An 18,971-nucleotide genomic window follows, 5' to 3' on the forward strand; every position below is an offset into this window, starting at 1 on the left:
AAGTCCACATAACCGGGCACTGCGACAGGTCGGCTCTCGGAATCTGCGCCAGGGACTTCTGCCATGTGTGCCAACGCCTTCTGGCCCTGACACGTCCACAAAGGATCCCCCGCCCTATTGCCCCGCGATCTCTCGGAGCGCGGCCACGTGCCCGTCGTATGCAGCCTTGCCTTTCTGCGTGAGCTGCACCCAGACGACGTCGCGGTCACGGCTGAGCCCGTACTCGCGGTTGCGGTGCACGTACCCGGCTGACTCGAGGTGGCTCAGCTGCTTGGACAGCGTCGCGTCGGAAACCCCCACGTGATCGCGCAAGGTCGCGAATTTCATTTCGCGGTGCACCTCGCCTTGTGTGGCGCCGGCGGCGTTGAGCGTGGCGCAGATGCGTAGCCGGTTGATCGGGTGGATGACGGGGTCGAGTTCACTCATCGGAAATACACGTCCTGATATTTCATGGCCACCCGCCAGGTCAACGGGGCGACGACGAGGCCCGCGGGCACGGCCAACCACCACAGCGGCGGCAGCACGTTGGCGACGGAAATCGCCAACACGGGGAAGAACGCGGACCAGCGGCTGCGTTCACGACTCGTAGAGGTGTCCACCGGTTGCCGGGCGGAGTCGCGCACTCCGGGCCTGCAAAAGATCCAGACGATGTAGTAGACGACGATCGCGGCCATGACGCCCAGCATCCACGGGAGGAGATTCATGATCGTGACGGTGACGCCTAGGCCGACGAGGACCGCGAACACCGCCGCAAAACCAGTTTTTCCAGGTGCTTTCGCCCGGACCTCTGCATCGGCGACCACGTCAAGGGCGGCGTGCGCTTCTGTGCTCTGCAGGGAGAAGTCATGTGGTGTGTTCATCGGCGGCGGTCCTTTTCCACCAGCACCCACCCGGCCGCTGCACCGAGCAGCCCGACCACCAGAGCCGACGGCCAGGACGGCTCACCGAAGACCTTCAGCAGACTCGGGAAGGGAATCAGAATGAGAAACAGGAGAATCGGCCAGTGCGTCCGCCAGGACCAGGCTTCCTGCACCCCGACCGGCTGCCGGACGGACTCGCGGACGGAGCGGCCGCGCACAGCGAACCACGCCGCTGCAGCCGCGACCAGGATGACTAATGAGAATACGGTCCAGAAAACAGTGTTGAGCGTAAGAGCGAATAAACTGGCACCGTAGGAAAGCGCCACGAGGGCCCCTGGCCACCAGGGCCGTGGTCGGGCGTCGCCCTCCACCTCTGCCACCGCTTCAAGGGCGGCCCGGGCTTCTTTGCTGTCCATGGTGTTCAACCTATTGCTTTCCATGGTGGAAATCAATGGTTAAAACAGAGATGATGTCCATGTCTAAACGCATCTCACGAGGTCACCAAGGGCGAACCCACGAGGCGTCCCGACCCCTAAAGAAGAACCCTAGAACCAGCGCTCGAGCACGTCGGCCACGCCGCCGTCGTCGTTGGCGGCGGTGATCTCGTCGGCGGCGTCCTTCACGGAAGGGTTGGCGTTGGCCATAGCCACGCCGTGGCCGACCCACTTGAGCATCTCGATGTCGTTGGGCATGTCGCCGAAGGCGATGGTGTCCTGCTGATCCACGTCGTGCATCCGTGCCAGAGTCGCCACTCCGAGTGCCTTGGTCACGCCGGGGGCGGCGACCTCGAGGAGGCCTTCGTTCATCGAATACGTGATGTAGGCCTGCTCCGGATCGACGTGCGGGATGATCGCGTCGTACATCTCGGCGGCGGTCAGCCGGCTGTTGCGCAGGATCATTTTCACCGACGGACGAGAAATCACCTCGTCGCGCTCGGCCATGCCGAAGCCCTGCTCCTCCCAGGTGTGCATGTAACCGGGGCCGATCACGAAGAGGTCCTCGGCCAGGTCTTTCGACGACACGCCGACCCGTTCAGCGGCCACGGCGACGCCGCCTTCAGAGGCGAGTGCCCGCTCTGCGACGCTGAGCACGTGCTCCATCGTGTCGGAGGCCAGCACGTGGGAGTCGAGGACGCGGTCGGCGGCGGAGTCATAGAGCACCGCGCCGTTGGAGGTCACGCAGACGGGGCGGATCGGCAGCTGCTCCAGGACGGGGTAGATCCAGCGGTGCGGACGACCGGTGGCCAGCGCGACTTCGCAGCCGGCGGCGGTGGCGCGGCCGATGACTTCACGCAGCCGCGGAATCACCCGGTCGGCTGAATTGAGCAGCGTGCCGTCAATGTCACTCGCCACCAGCTTCGGCGCCGGCCTGGTCATCTCCACAGTGTCAACCCCTTGTTTTTAGCGTCTAAGCAGCGACTTTAGTCGACGCAGCAGTCCTGGGCCATTGCCCAGCGCGCGATCGGCTTTCCGGTCGATGCGGCGGGCAGTGGATTTTCCACGCTTGGCGGTTTTCGCCTCCCGCTTCGCGTCGCGCTCCGCCCGGTAGGCGGCTTCGATGCGGTCGGCGTCAGCCAGGCTCGGCGCGGCCCCACCCAGGGAGGCCGGTCGCCAGGCCAGCCCTTCCGGGAAGGGACCGTATTCAGTCTCGTAGTCGGTACGGACCTGGGTGAGCAGCTCTTGCATCGCGGCTTTCAGCCGGGCGGTGGCCTCTTCCGGGGTCCCCGAGGAATCGACGGGCGCGCCGACCCGGATAAACACCGGGACGTGAGAACGGCCGAGGTTTTTGTCCAGCCCCTTGGTCCAGATGCGCTGCCCACCCCAGGTGACCATGGGGACCAGCGGAGCGTCGGCGGCCGCAGCGATGCGCACCGCACCCGTCTTAAAGTCCTTGAGCTCGAAGCTGCGGGAGATGGTGGCCTCGGGGAAGATGCCGACGATCTGACCGGACTGGATCCGGTTCACGGCCTCGTCGATGGAGGTGCCGCCCCGCTTACGGTCGACGCTGATGTGATCCATGGAGCGCATGAACGTTCCGACCACCGGGGCGTCGAACACTTCTTTCTTGGCCATGAAGCGCACCAGTCGGCGGCCCCGGACGTGGCCGGGGATTTCACCGAGGATGAAGTCGTAGTAGTTCGTGTGGTTCATCGCCAGCAGGGCCCCGCCCTCTAAGGGCAGGTTCTTCGCGCCGAAGCAGGTGACCTTGACGCCCTGGGCACGCAGGATGGCCTTGAGCGCGCGGATGATGAAGCCATTGTAGAAGCGCTCCTTGGCCTCGACCGGATGGTCGGGCACCTCCGGCAGATCGGCGGGTACGCGAAATTGCCCGCCGGCGATCTTGAACTCCATCTACCGTTACTTCCCCGGCTCGATGACGTCCTTGCCCACGAACGGGCGCAGCGCCTCCGGGACGACGACGGAGCCGTCGGCCTGCTGGTGGTTTTCCAGGATTGCGACGAGCCAGCGGGTGGTGGCCAGCGTGCCGTTGAGGGTGGCGACGGTCTGGGTCTTGCCGTCCGCGTCGCGGTAGCGGGTGTTGAGGCGGCGGCCCTGGAAAGTGGTGCAGTTCGAGGTGGAGGTCAGCTCGCGGTAGGTGCCCTGCGAGGGGATCCAGGCTTCGGTGTCGAACTTGCGGGCGGCGGAGGCACCCAGGTCGCCGCCAGCGACGTCGATGACGCGGTAGGGGACCTCGATCGCTGCGAGCATCTCCTTTTCCATGTCCAGCAGCTTCTGGTGCTGCTCTTCGGCCTCGGCCGGGTCGCAGTAAACGAACATCTCTAACTTGTCGAACTGGTGCACGCGCAGGATGCCGCGGGTGTCCTTGCCGTAGGAGCCGGCTTCGCGACGGAAGCAGGAGGACCAGCCGGTGTACTGCAGCGGCCCGTCGGAAAGGTCGATGATCTCGTCAGAGTGGTAGCCGGCCAGGGCCACCTCGGAGGTGCCGACGAGGTACAGGTCGTCGCGCTCCAGGTAGTAGACCTCGTCGGAGTGCTCGCCGAGGAAGCCGGTGCCGGCCATGATCTCCGGGCGGACCAGCACGGGCGGGATCATGAGGCTGAAGCCTGCGTCGCGGGCCTTCTGGGCGGCCAGCATCATCATGCCCAGCTGCAGGAAGGCGCCGTCGCCGGTGAGGTAGTAGAAACGCGCCCCGCCGACCTTGGTGCCGCGCTTCATGTCGATCATGCCCAAGGATTCGCCGAGTTCCAGGTGGTCCTTGACCTCGAAGTCGAACTCCCGCTTTTCGCCGATGTGCTCGAGCACGACGAAGTCGTCCTCGCCGCCGGCGGGGGCGCCGGCGACGACGTTGGAGAGCTTGAACTGCAGGTCGTGGACCTCGGCTTCGGCTCCCTTCTGACGCTCTTCGGCGTCCTTGACCTTGGCCTTGAGCTCGTTGGAGCCCTCCAGCAGCGCCGGGCGCTCCTCCGGGGAGGCCTGGCCAATCTTCTTGCCGAAGGCCTTCTGCTCGCCGCGCAGGACATCGGCGGCGGAAATGGCTTCACGGCGACGCTCGTCGGCGGCGAGCAGCTGGTCGACCAGGGCGGGGTCTTCGCCCCGGTTGACCTGGCTTTCACGGACGACGGCGGGGTTTTCGCGGAGGAATTTGAGGTCAATCACACCTTCAGACCTTACCGCGACTTCCCGCTCACCGCGCCCACGCCCCGCCCCCGCGCGAAGGCCCCCACTGGTCATAACCAGTCCGGTAGGATGGAAACCATGTCTGAGCATGACGCTTCTTACCTTCTGCCCCGTGAGATCACCGAGGGGCCGCCGCCGAAACACGCTCAGCTGCGCGCCATCCTCGAGGAACTGTGCTCCACCGTGTTGAGCTCGGGAGACATGCTCCCCGGAGAGCGCGCCATCGAGGACTTCTACGGGGTCTCGCGCATCACCGTGCGGCGCGCCATCGGGGATCTGGTCGCCGAGGGCAGACTGCACCGCATCCGCGGCAAAGGGACCTTTGTCGCCCCCAACCCACTGATTTCTCGCATGGAGCTGGCGTCTTTCTCCGCGGAGATGGCCACGCAAGGAGTGCGGGCCTCGTCCCGCATCCTGTCGTCCGAACGCGCCCCCGCCCCGCCCGAGGTCACCGCCTTTTTCGGCGTGGATCCGCGCCAACCGCAGATCCACCTGCGTAGACTGCGCCTCGGCGACGACCAGGCCTACTCCATCGACGACGCCTGGTATAACGCCGACATCGCCCCGAATCTGCTGGAAAACGACGTCTACCGCTCCGTGTACGCGATCCTGGCGGAAGACTACGGCGCCCCGGTGACGCACGCGGAACAGACCGTCACGGCGGTCTCCGCCACCCGCCGGGTCGCCGCAGAGCTCGACGTCGACCCCGGCACCGCCCTGCTACATGTGGTCCGGCAATCCCTGGCCGGCGACCGGCCGGTGGAATGGTGCGCCTCCTTGTATCGTTCAGACAGGTATCGGCTTCATTCCCATATCGCCCGAGCAATATGATTTTCGGGCCCGACGCGTGCACAATAGGAGCACAATGAGTAGCAGCAGCTCCCGCCGTGCCTGGCGCTCCGCAACTGCGGTGAACGTCGGGCTCATCGGCGCGCTCGCAGCGGCCGTCGCCGTCGGCTCCTACCAATACGTCGCGGACGGCAATGGCGCGGACACCGCGGCGGGCGGCGACGCCACGACGTCCACCAGCACCGCGCCAGGCGAATCCGCGACCGACGTCCCGCGCGCCACCCCCTTCACCACCGCCGACGCCGGAACCTGCCTGACCTGGGAGTTCACCCCCGACGGAGAGGTCGAATCCTTCGAACGCATCTCCTGCGAGGAGCCGCACCGCTTCGAGGTCTCCTCCCGGGAGGACCTGGCCGCGTATCCGGCCAGTGAATTCGGCCGCGACTCCGAGATCCCCAACACCACCCGTCAGGCGCAGCTGCGCGAAGAACTGTGCTTGAACCCGACCGTGCGCTACCTCGACGGCAACTACGATCCGCTGGGTCGGTACTCCGTCGCCTCGATCCTGCCCCCGCCGGAACGGTGGGCGGCCGGCGACCGCACCCTGCTCTGCGGCGTGCAGTCCACCGACTCCTCGGGCCAGCCCGTCAAGACGACCGGCTATGCCGCTGAGCAGGACCAGGCGCGCGTCGCCCAGCCCGGAGAATGCCAATTCGTCGACGGCTCTGACTCGCTGAACGTGGTCGGCTGCGATGAAGACCACCACATCGAGATCACCGCCGTCGCCGACCTCTCCGGCGTCTTCCCCGACGGCGCCCCCGGCGTCGAAGAACAAGACGCCCACCTGCGGGAGGTGTGCACCGACGCGGCCATCGACTACCTCGGGGAGGAAGAAGATCTGTACCAGTCGACGCTGCAGCCCTACTGGAACGTCATCCCGTCGGCCTCTTGGGAGGGAGGATCGCGCTCCACGAACTGCGGGCTGGTCCATGCCAACGAGGAGACCGAGTTCTTCTCCGTGCTCAACGGCTCCGCGACCGACGGCCCCGAAGGCTTCACCATCGACGGCGAGCAGCCGACGCCCCCGCCGGAGCGCGACCCGGTGCGCCCACCGGCCCCCGCCCCCGAGGACGGACCTGCCCCGGCAGAAGGAGGCGCGCCCGCCCCATGATCTCCGTGAGCGAGGAGCGCTTCGACGAGATGGTCGACGACGCGCTGGACAAACTCCCCGATGAGTTCGCCCGTCGACTCCGTAACGTCGTGATCCTGGTGCGCGACCACAACGAGGACGACCCCACCATCCTGGGGTTATACGAGGGCGTGGCCCTGACCGAGCGCACCCACGACCACACCGGCTTCCTGCCGGACGCGATCTTCATCTACAAGAAAGCCCTCGAGGCCATCTGCCATTCCGAGGAGCAGCTCGCCCACGAGGTGGAGGTCACCGTCTTCCACGAGATCGGCCACTACTTCGGCATCGAGGAAGACCAGCTGCATCTCCTCGGCTGGGGCTGACGTCTCCGTCAGCCTCCCCGCCCCAGTAGGGGCGTGACCACGCACCATGATGACCACGGCCCAGAATCGGCTAAGTCGCGTAGGTGCCTCTCCTCCGTAGTCGATGTGTGGCAGAGTGGCGCGCATGAACTACTCGGCGGTCCTGGAACTGGAGAGTTCCCACAAGAAACGTCCGGACGCGCTGACCGCGCTGTCCCTGTGGACCGGCCGCCACATCCTCGTCGCAGCGGTCGCAGCGCTCGTCGTGGCAGTGCTCATCGGCCTGCCCAGCGTCCTGATACCCAACCCCTTTTTCACCCGCGACATCCCCGCGGTGGGGTGGAACTACCCGGTGTGGATCCTGACCTCGATCTTGTCGGGCATGCTCATCGCCACCTTCGTGCGCACGCCCGGCGGCGACGACGATGACGACGACGGCACGGAAACCCCGCAGCAGCGCCGGGCCGGGCGTTTCGGGATGGTCGGCGGGATACTCGCCTGGTTCGCGGTCGGTTGCCCGGTGTGCAATAAGCTCGTGCTCCTCGCAGTGGGATACTCGGGGGCGTTGACCTGGTTCGCTCCGGCACAGCCCTATCTGGCGGCGGGTGGGCTGGCGCTCACGGCGGTGGCGCTGTACTGGCGGCTCCGGGGACAGGTGTCCTGCCCCGTGCCCCTGCGTCGAGAAGGAAAAGAATGAGTGACACCATCGACGGGCACCCCTCTAGCCTCCTTGGTTCGCTGAGCATCCGGGTGGCTCTGCTCACCGGTTGTCTCTGAGTCCCCCACGGGCAGGTCAAGTCACTGGGGCAGCCGTTCGAGCACCGCGAGCACGTCCAGAAACTCCTCGTCGAGCTGATATTCCTCCAGTCGCAGTACTCGAGCCTGCTTTTCGTCGAGGCCGCCCAGCAGCTCGCGGTATTCCGTGAGGCTCTCCCTCGGCACCGACGGCGGCGGGCCGTGCGGGCTGTCGGGGGCGTGGGCGATCCAGACCAGCCGTCCGCCCGGCGCCAGCCACTGCAGCGCCCGGCGCAACGGTTCCAGCCCCGAGTGGAGATACGCCACCACGATCAGATCGAACTTCACCGACCCGTCCGGCCACCACTCCGCCACGTCCGCCGTCACCGACGTGATGCGTTCAGTGACGCCACGATGCTCCGCGTCGCGGCCGACTACGTCGTGGGCGGAATCCGCGAAATCCACGGCCGTGACCCGCATCCCCAACCCCGCGAGAGCCACCGTGTGGCGTCCGGCCCCGGATCCTAGGTCGGCGGCCTGCAGGTCGCCCGCTCCCCCGCCCGCAGACGATGCCCGGGCGATCAGTTCCTCGGCCTGTTCCACCACCACCGGGTGAGGATCCACCCCGTCGGGCGTGTGTCCGTCTTGGTCCCGGTAACGGGATTCCCACATCTCTTGGTTGTTCATACTCCCGTTATAGGACTAATTCCCCGGCGCCGCCATTGGTTTTAGAACGAGTCGCCCCACCGGGCCACGGACCACTGGCCGAAGTTCCGGCCGTTCGGTTCCAGCACCACGAAACGGCAGTTGTTCAGGTAGTTTTCCAACGCGAACGTCGGCTCCAGGCCCGCCGCATGCGAGGCCACCGTCCGGATTGCGGCGCCGTGGCTGACCACCACCGCATCCCCATCCGGATGCGTGTCCGCCAACTCTTCCAGCACCGGCCGGTATCGGCCGAGCAGCTGCGTGTAATTTTCGCCCCGCGGGGTGCGTGCCTCCGGGTCGCCGCGTAACCACCCGAACATGGCCTGCACGTATTCCCGATGGGCGTCGTCGTCGCCGCGCATCTCGTAGTCGCCGGCGGCGACCTCGTGGATGCCCGCACGCACCTGCACGTTCATCGCCCGGCGCGGCAACGTGGCGGCGTGCTCGAGGGCGCGCGCCAGGATCATGGAGGTCTGTTGCGCGCGGATCGCCACCGACGTGGTCACCGACTGGATGCGCCCCTTGTGCCCCGGCGCGACGCCGCAGAATTCGGCGAGCTCCACCCCCACCCGGTGCGCCTGGTAGCGGCCCATGGCGGTCAGTTCCGCGCCGGGTGGGAGGGTGTCGAGTTTGCGCACCACGTTGGAGGTGGTTTGTCCGTGGCGGACGAGGATGAGGCGTCCGGTCACTGGTCCGCCTTCCCGGTGCGGGCGGCGGTGACCCAGGCGGTGGCTTCGTCGAGGCGGGCGAGGTCGGCGGCCAGGGCGTCGTCGCGGCCGTCTTCGTGGGCGGAGGGCCAGGAGCCTAAGAAGGAGATGTCTTCGGCGCGCAGCCACAGCGCGCGCAGCGCTTCGGCCAGCGGCAGGTCGTCGATGTGGGCGACGGCGTCGACGTAGAAGCGGTAGGTGCGGGTCTTGTCGGGGTTCGGACGCGAGGCGATCCGGGAGAGGCTGACGCCGCGCTGGGCGAATTCCTGCAGGGCGTAGACCAGGGTGCCGGGTTCATTCGGCAGGGTGAACACCACCAGGGTGGTGTCGTTGCCGGTGCGGGCGGTGGGGGCGTCGCGGGCGCCGACGACGACGAAGCGGGTGCGGGCGTCGTTGCGGTCGGCGACGCCTTCGGCGAGGGTGTCCAGCCCGAAGATCTCGGCGGCGCGGCCCGGCGCGGCGGCGGCGTCGGCCTTGCCTTCGGCGACGAGTTGGGCGGCGGCGGCGTTGGAGGAGGCGGGGACGAATTCGGCGTGGGGCGCGTGTTTGGCCAGCCAGTGGCGCACCTGTTGGTGGGCGATGGGGTGGGTGGCGAAGGTGGTGACGTCGGCAAGCGTTGTGCCGGGGCGGACCATGACGTCGAAGGCGATCTCGATTTCGAGTTCGTGGAAGATCTGCACGGAGCGGTCGCCTTCCACGAGGGCGTCGTAGGTGCCGGTGACGGCGCCGTCGACGGAGTTTTCGATGGCGACGACGGCGTAGTGCGCGCGGCCGTCGCGGATCGCGTCGAGGGCGGCGGCGGGGGAGGCACACGGCAGCGGGGTGACGTCGGCGGTGCCGAAGGCGCCGCGGTCGGTGAATTGTTGCAGTGCGGCCTCAGTGAACGTTCCGGCCGGCCCCAGGTAGGCGACGGTGGTAGTCATGACCGTCAGCTTATCCAGCCTTAGAGTAGAACGCATGGTCCACACCCTTGAGCGTCTCGCCGCTCATCTCGCCGCGCTGTCACCGGAGGAACACGGTTTCGTCCACGTCGATCTGGACAGGCGTCCCACCGGGGCGGGACGGTTGGACGGGTGGGTGATCCCGGCGAAGGACTTATACGACGTCGCCGGGATGCCCACGACCTTCGGGTCGGTGCGGCGCATCCGGCCAGCCGAGTACACCGAGCCTTTTCTCGCCCGCCTGGAAGCCCAGGGCGCGGTGATTCCGGGCAAGTCCGCCGTCCCGGAGCTGGGGTTGACCATCCACACCGAGCCGGTGGGCCTGCCGGCGCCGGATAATCCGCTGTATCCGGGCCGTACTCCGGGTGGCTCGTCGGGCGGCGCCGCGGTGATGGTGGCGCGCGGGCTGGTGCGGGCGGCGCACGCCTCCGACGGGGGCGGGTCGATCCGGGTGCCGGCCGCCGCGACCGGGCTCGTCGGGTTCATGCCGGCGCACGAGGGGCTGTCCGCGCAGGGGTTCCTCACCCGTTCGGTGGCCGACTCCGCGTTCCTGCACGGCCTCGTTCCGCGGCGTCGTCACGTCCGGGTCGGGGTGCTCTTCGAGCCGCTGTTCGCCCCGGTCGAGGTGGACGAGGACTGGCTGCGCAGCGCCGAGCAGGCCGCCGAGCGGCTTGCCGACGCCGGGCACACCGTCCGCCGCGTGCGCCCCTGGGAGTACGCGGCGGAGACTTTCGAGGCTTTCACCGACCTGTTCACCGCCAAGCTGGCGCCCCTGCCGGAGGCCGAGGGGCTCGCCGCCTGGTTGCGCTGGCGCGGCCGCGAGGTCACCGGCGCCCGGTTGGCCGCCGCCCGGACGCATGCGGCAGCGTTGCCGCGGGCACTGCACGAGTCCTGGGACGTGGACGTGCTGCTGACCCCGACGTTGGCCGCCGATCCCCCGCCCATCGGGCATTTCGCCCGGCAGGCGCCGGAGGATAATTTCCGGGCCCAGACGCAGTGGTCGCCGTGGGCGTCGCTGTTCAACGTGGCGGGCACGGCGGCGATCTCGGTGCCGTGGCCCCGGGCCGGGCGGCCACCGACGGCCGTGCAGCTGGGCTCCGTCACCGTCGACGGAGCCACGCTGCTCGGCCTGGCGCAGGAGCTGACCGATGACCGCTGAGACCATGCCCCGGAAGACACGGCTGCGCGCGGAAATCCTGCTGGTCCTGACCGTCACCTTCGGCATGTCGGGCTTACGCAGCGTGCTGCGACTGATCGACGACCTGCTGGCCGAGGAAGCCCTCAACGAACAACAAGTCACCCTGAACGTCTCCCAGTCCGAGTTTCCCTGGCTGGATCTGGCGCTGCAGCTGTGCAGCGCCGGAGTGTTGTTCGCCTGGGGCGGATTGGCGTTGTTCTTACTGATCATCGACGGCGTGCGCATCCCGCGGTGGCGCTGGTCCGACCTGGGGTGGGGCGCGGTGCTCGCCGCCGTCATCGGGCTGCCCGGCCTCGGCCTCTACGTCTTCTCCGTGCACACCGGGCTATCGAAGGTGGTCGTGCCCACCGGCATGGCGCACCCGGAGATCGAAGTGCCCGTGCTGTTGCTGTGGTCGCTGGCCAACGCCTTCGGCGAAGAAGTGGTCGTGGTGATGTGGCTGTTCACCCGGCTGCGCCACCTCGGGTGGGGCCTGCCGGCCGTGCTGGCGGCGTCCTCGATCCTGCGAGGCTCCTACCACCTGTACCAGGGGGTGTCCGCCGGCTTCGGCAACATCGTCATGGGCCTGGTCTACGGATGGTTCTACCACCGCACCGGCCGCGTCTGGCCGCTGGTGATCGCGCACTTTCTCATCGACGCGGTCGCGTTCGTCGGCTACACCGCCCTCGGCGGCGATCTGAGCTGGTTGGGGCTGTGAGCGTGGGCGCACACGCGCCGAGAACAGTTCCTGCGGAGCGGGTCTGCGGGCTACGCTATGCCCATGACAGACTCAGGACGCGAGGGGTCCCGCCCACCCAACGACGGCCGGCCATCCCACGATGAGTACGTCCTCGGCGCCGACGGCAGACCGATCGTCGACCGCTACGGACGCCCCGTCCGGCGTCGTCCCCCGGCCAAGCGGGCGTCGCAGGGCACGCCGGGCGCCCGCACCAACCCCAAGCACCCGCCGCGACGCCGCCCACGCCGTGACCCCGATTCGGGCCGTGCGGCGGGCAGGGCAGGAGCTGCTGGAGCCGCCGGAGCCGCCGGAGCCGCCGGCGGGGCGTCCGCGGCCCGCCCCGGCCCGGCGCAGCCGGACCAGACCCGCTTCGACGTGCGCGGGGCCGGACAACCGGCCCAGCAGCAACCGCCCCGGCAACAGCGCCCGACCCAATACCCGCCGCAATCACCGTCGTCGCAGCAGCGGCCACCCCATCCACAGCCCCGCCCCCGCTCTTCGGAGCCCCCGCAGGCCCCGCCGCGTGCCTCCCGGCCGGTCCGGCAGCGCGCGCCGCGGCGCCGCCGACGCCGCGGCCCCGGCTGCCTGGGCTGCTTCGGCGTAGTCGTCGCGCTCATCGCGGTCTTGACGGTGGTGGTCACGCTGTGGGCGGACGCCCGTCTCGTGCGCGTCCAATCGACCCCGGAGCAGCAGGTGGCCAACACCCCGGGCACCAACTGGCTGCTCGTCGGCTCCGACTCCCGACAAGGACTGACCGAGGATGAGGCCGCGGAGCTCGGCACCGGCGGCGACATGGGCGCCGGGCGCACCGACACGATCATGCTGCTGCACATCCCCCGTCTCGGCGGCGGGGAGACCCGGCTGATCTCCATCCCGCGCGACAGCCTGGTCACCGTCCCCGGATACGGGGAAAACAAGATCAACGCCGCCTTCGCCTACGGCGGCCCGCAACTGCTCACCGAAACCGTCGAAGCCGAGACCGGCCTGCACATCGACCACTACGCGGAAATCGGCATGGGCGGGCTGGCCCGGCTGGTCGACGCCGTCGGCGGCGTCGAGTTGTGCCCGGAGTATCCGATCGACGACCCGCTGGCGAACCTGGACGTCCAAGCCGGGTGCCAGGAGATGGACGGGCCCACCGCGCTGGGGTACGTGCGCACTCGCGCGACCCCCATGGGCGACCTCGACCGCGTGGAGCGCCAACGCGAGTTCTTCGCGGCGCTAATGGGTGAGATCGCCTCGCCCGGCACGTTGATTAACCCGGTGCGGATGTTCAGCCTGATCAACAGCGGCGCCGCCACCTTCACCGTCGGCGAGAACGACCACGTGTGGCACCTGGCCCGCGTGGCGTTGGCGATGGGCAGTGGCGTGTCCACGGAAACCGTGCCGGTGTCCGGGTTCCTGGACACCTCCGTCGGCAACGTCGTGATGTGGGACGAGGCCCCCGCCGAAGCGATGTGGGAGTCGATGCGTTAAGCACAGAAACCGTGCGGCGAGATCCCCGTCGTCCCCCTTGACCTGGAGGACGGCGGGGATTGTGCGTACTGGCCTCCCGACCCAGCAACTGTACCGAACATGCGTTACAGTTACTTCCCATGCGACGACGCTGGATTTTTCTCCTGCTCTTGAGCCTGGGCCTGTTTCTCGTCGGGGTGGACAACTCCGTGCTCTACACCGCGCTGCCGACCCTGCGCGCGGAACTTGACGCCAGCGAGCTCGAAGCCCTGTGGATCATCAACGCCTACCCGCTCGTGCTCGCCGGCTTCCTCCTGGGCACCGGCACCCTGGGCGACAAGATCGGCCACCGCCGGATGTTCACCGCCGGCCTGGTCATCTTCGGCGTCGCCTCCCTGGCGGCCGCCTTCGCTCCGAGCGCCTGGGCATTGGTCGCCGCCCGTGCCCTGCTCGGACTCGGCGCCGCGACGATGATGCCCGCCACCCTGGCGCTGGTCCGCCAGACCTTCCGCGACCCGAAGGAGCTGAGCACCGCCATCGGCGTGTGGGCGTCGGTGGCCCTGCTCGGCGCCGCCGCCGGGCCGGTCATCGGCGGAGCGCTGCTCGAGCACTTCTGGTGGGGCTCGGTCTTTCTCATCAACGTCCCCGTCGTGCTGGTCAGCCTGATCGCCCTGCCGGCGCTGGCGCCGCCGAATGAGCCGCACCCGGACAAGCACTGGGACTTCGCCTCCAGCCTGTACGCCCTGGTGGCGATGTTCGGACTAGTCATGTTCATCAAGGAACTCTCGGCGGGGCGCTCGCCCGTCGTGCTCGCCCTCAGCGCGGCGGCCCTGGCCATCGGCGCGACGGTCTTCGTCCTGCGCCAACGCAGGCTGACCGAGCCGCTGTTGACTTTCGACGTCTTCCGCGACCGGCTGTTTACCGGCGGGGTGCTCACCGCCGGCCTGGGCATGTTCGTGCTCGCCGGCGCCGAGCTGCTGACCACCCAGCGCTTCCAACTGAGCGCCGGGTTCAGCCCGCTGGAGGCCGGGTTGTTGACCGCGGCCGGGGCGCTGGCCTCCTTCCCCACCTCCATCGCCGGCGGCGCGCTGCTGCACCGCCTGGGCTTTCGCACCTTGATCACCGGCGGCTTCACCGTCGTCGCCCTCGGCGGCGCTGCCGTCTACGCGGGCGTGGCCGGCGACACGCTCTGGCCGGTCATCGCCGGCATGGTGGGCGTCGGAGCGGGCACCGGCGCGGCGTTCGGCGTGGCCTCCACCGCCATCGTCGGTTCAGCGCCCCGGCACCGGGCCGGCATGGCCGCCGCCGTGGAAGAGGTCTCCTACGAATTCGGGACCCTGCTGTCCGTCACGGTCGCGGGCAGCCTTATCACGATGTTCTACGCCCGGCAGGTCTCCGACTCGGAGAGCTTCGACGCCTCCGCCTACGACGCCAGCTATCTTGCGGTCATGGCCGTGTTGACCGCCGTGGCCGTGCTGGCGGCGGCGCTGACCGCCATCCTGTTCCGCGGCAACCCTAAGGAGACGAGTTATGCGCACGAACAAGAAGACGCAGATCCTGCAGGCGATCGAGGAGATCGTCGAAAAGTCCGGGCTGTCGGCGGTGACCTATGAGTCCGTCTCCCAGGCCAGCGGGCTGAGCAAGTCCGGGCTGATCTACCACTTCCCCTCCCGCGACGACATGATCACCGATCTGCACCGGTACATGGCCGCGGACTGGGACGACCGGCTCGAGCAGATCGTCGGCTGCCCCGCCGCAGAAGCCACCCCGGCGCAGCGGCTGCGCGGGAACCTGGCGATGGCCGCCCACCGGGCCACGCGCAGCGACCTGCTGGTCTCCCTCGACGCCCTCGACCATCCCGTGCACGCTCAGATCTGGCGCGAGGTGCTCGACAAGTGGAACCCGTCGCTGGACAAAGTCGGCGAGGACGACGACGCCACCGCCCGCTACCTCGTGCAGCTGGTCGCTGACGGGCTGTGGGCCGGTGACCAGCTCAACCTGGTCACCACGACGCAGGCGCAAAAACAGGCGCTGCTCAGGGCCGCCGAACGCCTCATCCCGGACGACGACTGACCCGGGCCCCACCACGAAAGCACGCCACGCGGCCCGGACGGGGGCGGCGTGGCGTGAGGCGGACGACGGGTCGTCGACTAGCGGATAGTGACCTGACGGGACTTGATGTTTTCGAGCTGCTTGCGCTCCTCCGGGTTCAGCTGGGCGTCGTTGCCCAGCTCCGCGGAGATCAGACCGTCCACGCGCTCCAGCTCGGCGACGTAGTCCTGCGGCTGCGCGTCCTCCGGCAGATCCCAGACCGGCACGATCAGGCCGTGGGTGCGGAACACGCCGGCGAACTTGGTGCCCTCCCCGAACGCGAGGTCGCCGGCGGCGGCGATGCGGGCCAAGGCGTTGAGCAGGGCGGTCTCGTTGTCGTCGACCCGCACCCAGCGGACGTAGGTCTTGCCGCCGCCCTGGTCGGCGAACCAGGCGGCGCCCGGCACGTCGGCCTCGATGCGGCGGGTGATCACGACCGTCTCATTGGCCTGTTGGATGGCGTGCTGGATCTCAACGGGCACGTCCGCCTTCTCCGGCACCCACCAGTTGAAGTCATCCTGGATCTGCACGTCCAGCTCCGCGTCCGTGTCAATCAATTCGGACAGCTCCGGCTGCGTGCCGTCCGCCACCGTGGACTGCAGGGTCTCGCCGGGGCGGGCGTCCTTCGCCCAGTTCAGCGCGTACGCCAGGTCGCGGCCCGGGTTGTGGGAGCGTCCCTTGACCTGCAGGGCGACGAAGGCGTCGCCGCCGAATTCGGAGTCGCGGACCTGCACGGCGCCGGCGCCGGGCAAAATGCTGCACACGTAGATGTCGCGGTCGGCGCCCGTGACGTCCACCTTCGCGTACCCGGAGGCGATGAATTCCTGCAGGGCCACCAGCTCGGCCTCTGCCGTGAATCCGGCGAACGGGCGGGGGTCTTTTTCCAGGGCGGCGCGCTCGGCGGCGCGGGCGGCGAGCTTCGCCTGGCGCCGGCTCATGCCCTCGGGCAGGGCGTCTTTGTTCTTACGGTTCTTCTTGGCCATGCGCCTAATCTACAGGCCTGGCGCTCTCGAGGACGTCGAGGGCCAGCTGCGGATCATCCGTCGCCAGCACCTCCACCCCCAGCTGTTCGGCGAAGCGCATGTCCTCGGCGTCGTTGACCGTCCACATGTAGCTCGGCAGACCGTGCGAGCCCACCAACGCCGGCCTGCTCCGCCCCGCCCGAATGGACAGCCCCAGGCCCGTCGGCCGCGACAGCAACAGATCTTTCCGGTTGAAGCGGATCTCCCGGTCGTGACGCAGGTAGTAGCGCTCCAGGTCAGGCGTCAGCCGCGCCATGCGCCGCATCGCCGCGTGCGAAAAAGAAATGACGTGGATCCGTGGATCCGTGAGCAACCCGGCGCGGCGCAGCCGCAGCGCCACCTGTTCCTCGATCACCTGGCTGGTCAGCAGGGGGTCCTTGATCTCCAGGTAGAGGTGTTTGTCCCCGGCGTCGGCGACCATGCCTAACAGTTCGTCGAGGGTGAGCATGCCCTGCGGGTTCTCGTCGGTGCCGATGTTGAGTTCGCGCAGCTCCGCGAGGGTTTTCTTGGCCACGGGTCCGCTGCCGTCCGAGGTGCGGTCGACGGTGACGTCGTGGTGGACGACGACCACGCCGTCGGCGCTGATGCGAACGTCGCATTCCACGCCGTGAATGGGCAGGCCCAGGGCGTGCTCGAAGGCGGCCGGGGTCAGTTCCGAGAATCCCGGGGCGTTGCCGCGGTGCGAGACGATCTTCACAGCGTGTTTTCCCAGCTGTCGATCTTGCGCAGCTGGATGCGGTTCTTGCGTTGGCTGTTGCCCAGTTTGGCGGACATCCGGTTGAGGATGGCGATGGCGTCGTTGATGTGGGGGCCCTTGTTCAGCATGACGGACTCGGCGCGCAGGGCGTAGGCGGCGTCGGTGATTTCCGCACGGGTGGGCAGCCCGGACTTGGCCAAAGATTCCAGCACCTGGGTGGCCATGATCGTGGGCACGTGGGCGGATTCGGCCAGGTTCATGATGAAGCGCGGCACCTCCGCCATGCGCTCGAAGCCGAGTTCGACGGCCAGGTCGCCGCGGGCGACCATGATCCCCAGGTTCGGGTGGCGCATGCCTTCCAAGAGCACGGAGCCCAGCTGTTCATAGGCGGGAATGGTCTCGATTTTGAGCACCACGCCCAGTCCGCGGGCCCGGTCGCCGGCCTCGTGGCCGGACTCGGCCTCGATGTCGTCGGCGATCTCGGCCAAGGCGTCGAGGACGTCGGCGACGTCCTCGGCGTTACGGATGAAGGAGACGTTGACGATGTCTCCGTGCCGGGCGACGAAACGGAAGGCCTCGAGGTCCTCGTCGGTCAGGCTGGGCAGCGGCAGTTCCGTGTCGGGCAGGTTGATGCCTTTGTGGGCGGCCAGGTTGGTGCCACCGAGTCCGGCGCGGGTGATGTCGAGGGTGACTTCGGTGTGCTCGCCAACGGTGTCTTTGGCCGCGGCCACGGCGGCGATGGCGCCGTCGTCGAAGAGCACCTTTTCCCCGACCTGGATGGCTTCGACGGCTTCCGGCAGGGTGCAGCCGATGATGTGGCGGTCCGCCTGCGAGGGGTCGACCGGGGTCTGGTCGGTGGTCAGGGTCAGCCGGTCGCCCGTGGCCAGACGCAGTTTCTGCTCGCTGGCCTCGATGCCGGAGACCCGGGTGCGCTGCCAGTCGTGCTCGATGAGGGTGGTGTTGGCCAGGTAGGCGTTTTGTTCGCCTTCGGCGTAGGCGCAGCGCATCCCGTCCGCCTCGTGGACGTCCCGGACGTAAAAGACGCGTTTGGAGTCGCGGACGTCCACGAGCCGGAGTTCGCTGCCTTCGGTGAGGTCGTCCAGCCACGCCGGGTCCACCTGGAGGGACAGCGTCGGGCGGCCGGGTTTGGCCGGCGGCTCGGGGGCGGATGTGCCGGCGGGGGTCAGCCACAGCTTCGCCGGGGTGATGATCTCACCGACTTTGGTGCGGGTGACGCGCGCCCGCTCGATGGCGGGGCCCGGCGCGATGTCGCCGGTGCGCAGCTTTGGCCCGGCCAGGTCCATGGCCACCTTGATCTCCCGGCCCACGGCCTCGGCCGCGGCGTGGACGTTGTCGATCATGCGCGCCCACACTTCCGGGGCGTCGTGGGCGCAGTTGATGCGGGCCAGTTCCATGCCGGCCTCGGCGAAGCCGCGCACCAGGTCGGGGTCGTCGCCGGCCTCCGTCGGCAAGGTCACCATGATGCGCGAGTGCGTGCCGTCGAGGTGCTCGCCGAGCAGTTGGTTGGCGTTGGCCTCGAGGATGTCGTCGGCCAGGTTGAAGGCGCCGGTGACTTCTTCGCTGCCGTATTTCAGCTCCTGGCCGGCGTAGGCGCTGAGCACGTTGCGCGCGACTTTGAGGCGGGGGATCACGGAGGGTTCGGTGGTGGTCAGCCGGGTGGCGCCCACTTCGGACAGCCGGGCCTGCAGGGGGCGGATGTCACGGGAGCGCAGGGTGGTGTAGTGGACCAGGTTGAGCGCGCCGTCGCGGTGGTCGGGGTGCACCTTGTCGATGGCGGCGCGGTTGGACTCCTCGGCGTTGGCCAACCGCTCCATGAGGTCGTCGATTTTGGTGATGGTTTCGGCCAACAGGTGCTGGTCCACGTCATACCTCCCGGGGCGCGGTGGATGGGGTCGGCTAG

21 protein-coding genes are annotated in these 18,971 nt (G+C 68.4%); 9 read left to right on the forward strand and 12 right to left on the reverse strand.

The window, feature by feature from the left end:
• Positions 1-114: 114 nt before the first annotated feature.
• From B841_RS12235 to serS, 6 genes are all read right to left on the reverse strand, one after another.
• Complete coding sequence (locus B841_RS12235) at positions 115-426, reverse strand: transcriptional regulator (protein WP_020935811.1); 312 nt, start codon at positions 424-426, stop codon at positions 115-117.
• Complete coding sequence (locus B841_RS12240) at positions 423-860, reverse strand: hypothetical protein (RefSeq protein ID WP_020935812.1); 438 nt, start codon at positions 858-860, stop codon at positions 423-425. Before B841_RS12240 ends, B841_RS12235 begins: the two co-directional genes overlap by 4 nt.
• Complete coding sequence (locus B841_RS12245; RefSeq protein WP_156844817.1) at positions 857-1,276, reverse strand: hypothetical protein; 420 nt, start codon at positions 1,274-1,276, stop codon at positions 857-859. The genes B841_RS12240 and B841_RS12245 overlap by 4 nt, the downstream gene beginning before the upstream one ends.
• A 129-nt stretch (positions 1,277-1,405) precedes the next feature.
• Entirely contained in the window at positions 1,406-2,236 is an 831-nt protein-coding gene (locus B841_RS12250) for an HAD family hydrolase (protein ID WP_041632394.1), read from the reverse strand.
• A 24-nt stretch (positions 2,237-2,260) separates the two neighbouring features.
• Positions 2,261-3,211, reverse strand: a complete 951-nt coding sequence (locus tag B841_RS12255) for a lysophospholipid acyltransferase family protein (RefSeq protein ID WP_020935815.1) — start codon at positions 3,209-3,211, stop codon at positions 2,261-2,263.
• A 6-nt stretch (positions 3,212-3,217) separates the two neighbouring features.
• Positions 3,218-4,477 carry a serine--tRNA ligase gene (gene serS / locus B841_RS12260; protein ID WP_020935816.1) on the reverse strand — a complete coding sequence of 420 codons (1,260 nt, stop codon included), beginning with the start codon at positions 4,475-4,477 and terminating at the stop codon, positions 3,218-3,220.
• Positions 4,478-4,576: 99 nt separating this feature from the next.
• Here serS and B841_RS12265 point away from each other — a divergent pair, with 99 nt between their 5' ends.
• The 4 genes from B841_RS12265 to B841_RS12280 all read left to right on the forward strand — a co-directional run bounded on the left by B841_RS12265 (position 4,577) and on the right by B841_RS12280 (position 7,478).
• Positions 4,577-5,329 (forward strand): GntR family transcriptional regulator, encoded by a 753-nt coding sequence (locus tag B841_RS12265; RefSeq protein ID WP_020935817.1) that lies wholly within the window; start codon positions 4,577-4,579, stop codon positions 5,327-5,329.
• 34 nt (positions 5,330-5,363) lie between these two features.
• Complete coding sequence (locus B841_RS12270) at positions 5,364-6,458, forward strand: septum formation family protein (RefSeq protein WP_041631908.1); 1,095 nt, start codon at positions 5,364-5,366, stop codon at positions 6,456-6,458.
• The gene (locus B841_RS12275; protein ID WP_020935819.1) at positions 6,455-6,802 is read left to right on the forward strand and encodes a metallopeptidase family protein; all 348 of its coding nucleotides are present in this window, start codon (positions 6,455-6,457) and stop codon (positions 6,800-6,802) included. Before B841_RS12270 ends, B841_RS12275 begins: the two co-directional genes overlap by 4 nt.
• A 124-nt stretch (positions 6,803-6,926) precedes the next feature.
• Complete coding sequence (locus tag B841_RS12280; RefSeq protein ID WP_020935820.1) at positions 6,927-7,478, forward strand: hypothetical protein; 552 nt, start codon at positions 6,927-6,929, stop codon at positions 7,476-7,478.
• A gap of 101 nt (positions 7,479-7,579) precedes the next feature.
• Here B841_RS12280 and B841_RS13475 read toward each other — a convergent pair whose 3' ends face one another.
• The 3 genes from B841_RS13475 to pheA are packed head-to-tail and all read right to left on the reverse strand — an operon-like array spanning position 7,580 to position 9,851.
• A complete protein-coding gene (locus B841_RS13475) occupies positions 7,580-8,203 on the reverse strand; it encodes an SAM-dependent methyltransferase (RefSeq protein WP_020935821.1) in 624 nt (207 codons plus the stop codon).
• Between the two features lie 41 nt (positions 8,204-8,244).
• Positions 8,245-8,910 carry a histidine phosphatase family protein gene (locus B841_RS12290; protein WP_020935822.1) on the reverse strand — a complete coding sequence of 222 codons (666 nt, stop codon included), beginning with the start codon at positions 8,908-8,910 and terminating at the stop codon, positions 8,245-8,247.
• Positions 8,907-9,851: a prephenate dehydratase gene (gene pheA, locus B841_RS12295; RefSeq protein WP_020935823.1), complete on the reverse strand. Its 945-nt coding sequence runs from the start codon at positions 9,849-9,851 to the stop codon at positions 8,907-8,909. The genes B841_RS12290 and pheA overlap by 4 nt, the downstream gene beginning before the upstream one ends.
• A 34-nt stretch (positions 9,852-9,885) precedes the next feature.
• On the opposite strand from pheA, the gene B841_RS12300 reads away from it, so the two are divergent.
• The 5 genes from B841_RS12300 to B841_RS12320 all read left to right on the forward strand — a co-directional run bounded on the left by B841_RS12300 (position 9,886) and on the right by B841_RS12320 (position 15,313).
• Positions 9,886-11,028 (forward strand): amidase, encoded by a 1,143-nt coding sequence (locus B841_RS12300; protein WP_020935824.1) that lies wholly within the window; start codon positions 9,886-9,888, stop codon positions 11,026-11,028.
• Positions 11,018-11,764: a CPBP family intramembrane glutamic endopeptidase gene (locus tag B841_RS12305; protein ID WP_020935825.1), complete on the forward strand. Its 747-nt coding sequence runs from the start codon at positions 11,018-11,020 to the stop codon at positions 11,762-11,764. Before B841_RS12300 ends, B841_RS12305 begins: the two co-directional genes overlap by 11 nt.
• Positions 11,765-11,827: 63 nt before the next feature.
• The gene (locus B841_RS13690; protein WP_084482051.1) at positions 11,828-13,261 is read left to right on the forward strand and encodes an LCP family protein; all 1,434 of its coding nucleotides are present in this window, start codon (positions 11,828-11,830) and stop codon (positions 13,259-13,261) included.
• Positions 13,262-13,380: 119 nt separating this feature from the next.
• Positions 13,381-14,853: an MFS transporter gene (locus B841_RS12315; protein WP_084482052.1), complete on the forward strand. Its 1,473-nt coding sequence runs from the start codon at positions 13,381-13,383 to the stop codon at positions 14,851-14,853.
• Complete coding sequence (locus tag B841_RS12320) at positions 14,771-15,313, forward strand: TetR/AcrR family transcriptional regulator (RefSeq protein ID WP_020935828.1); 543 nt, start codon at positions 14,771-14,773, stop codon at positions 15,311-15,313. Before B841_RS12315 ends, B841_RS12320 begins: the two co-directional genes overlap by 83 nt.
• A 77-nt stretch (positions 15,314-15,390) precedes the next feature.
• Here the strand turns inward: B841_RS12320 and B841_RS12325 are convergent, their stop codons facing one another.
• From B841_RS12325 to B841_RS12335, 3 genes are read right to left on the reverse strand one after another with little or no spacing between them, the layout of a single operon-like run.
• Positions 15,391-16,314: a DUF5926 family protein gene (locus tag B841_RS12325; RefSeq protein ID WP_020935829.1), complete on the reverse strand. Its 924-nt coding sequence runs from the start codon at positions 16,312-16,314 to the stop codon at positions 15,391-15,393.
• A 4-nt stretch (positions 16,315-16,318) separates the two neighbouring features.
• The gene (locus tag B841_RS12330) at positions 16,319-17,050 is read right to left on the reverse strand and encodes a glycerophosphodiester phosphodiesterase family protein (protein WP_020935830.1); all 732 of its coding nucleotides are present in this window, start codon (positions 17,048-17,050) and stop codon (positions 16,319-16,321) included.
• On the reverse strand, positions 17,047-18,885 hold the full coding sequence (locus B841_RS12335; RefSeq protein ID WP_084482113.1) for a pyruvate kinase: 1,839 nt from the start codon (positions 18,883-18,885) through the stop codon (positions 17,047-17,049). The genes B841_RS12330 and B841_RS12335 overlap by 4 nt, the downstream gene beginning before the upstream one ends.
• Positions 18,886-18,971: the final 86 nt, after the last annotated feature.

It is taken from the genome of Corynebacterium maris DSM 45190 (assembly GCF_000442645.1).
Taxonomy (GTDB): domain Bacteria; phylum Actinomycetota; class Actinomycetes; order Mycobacteriales; family Mycobacteriaceae; genus Corynebacterium; species Corynebacterium maris.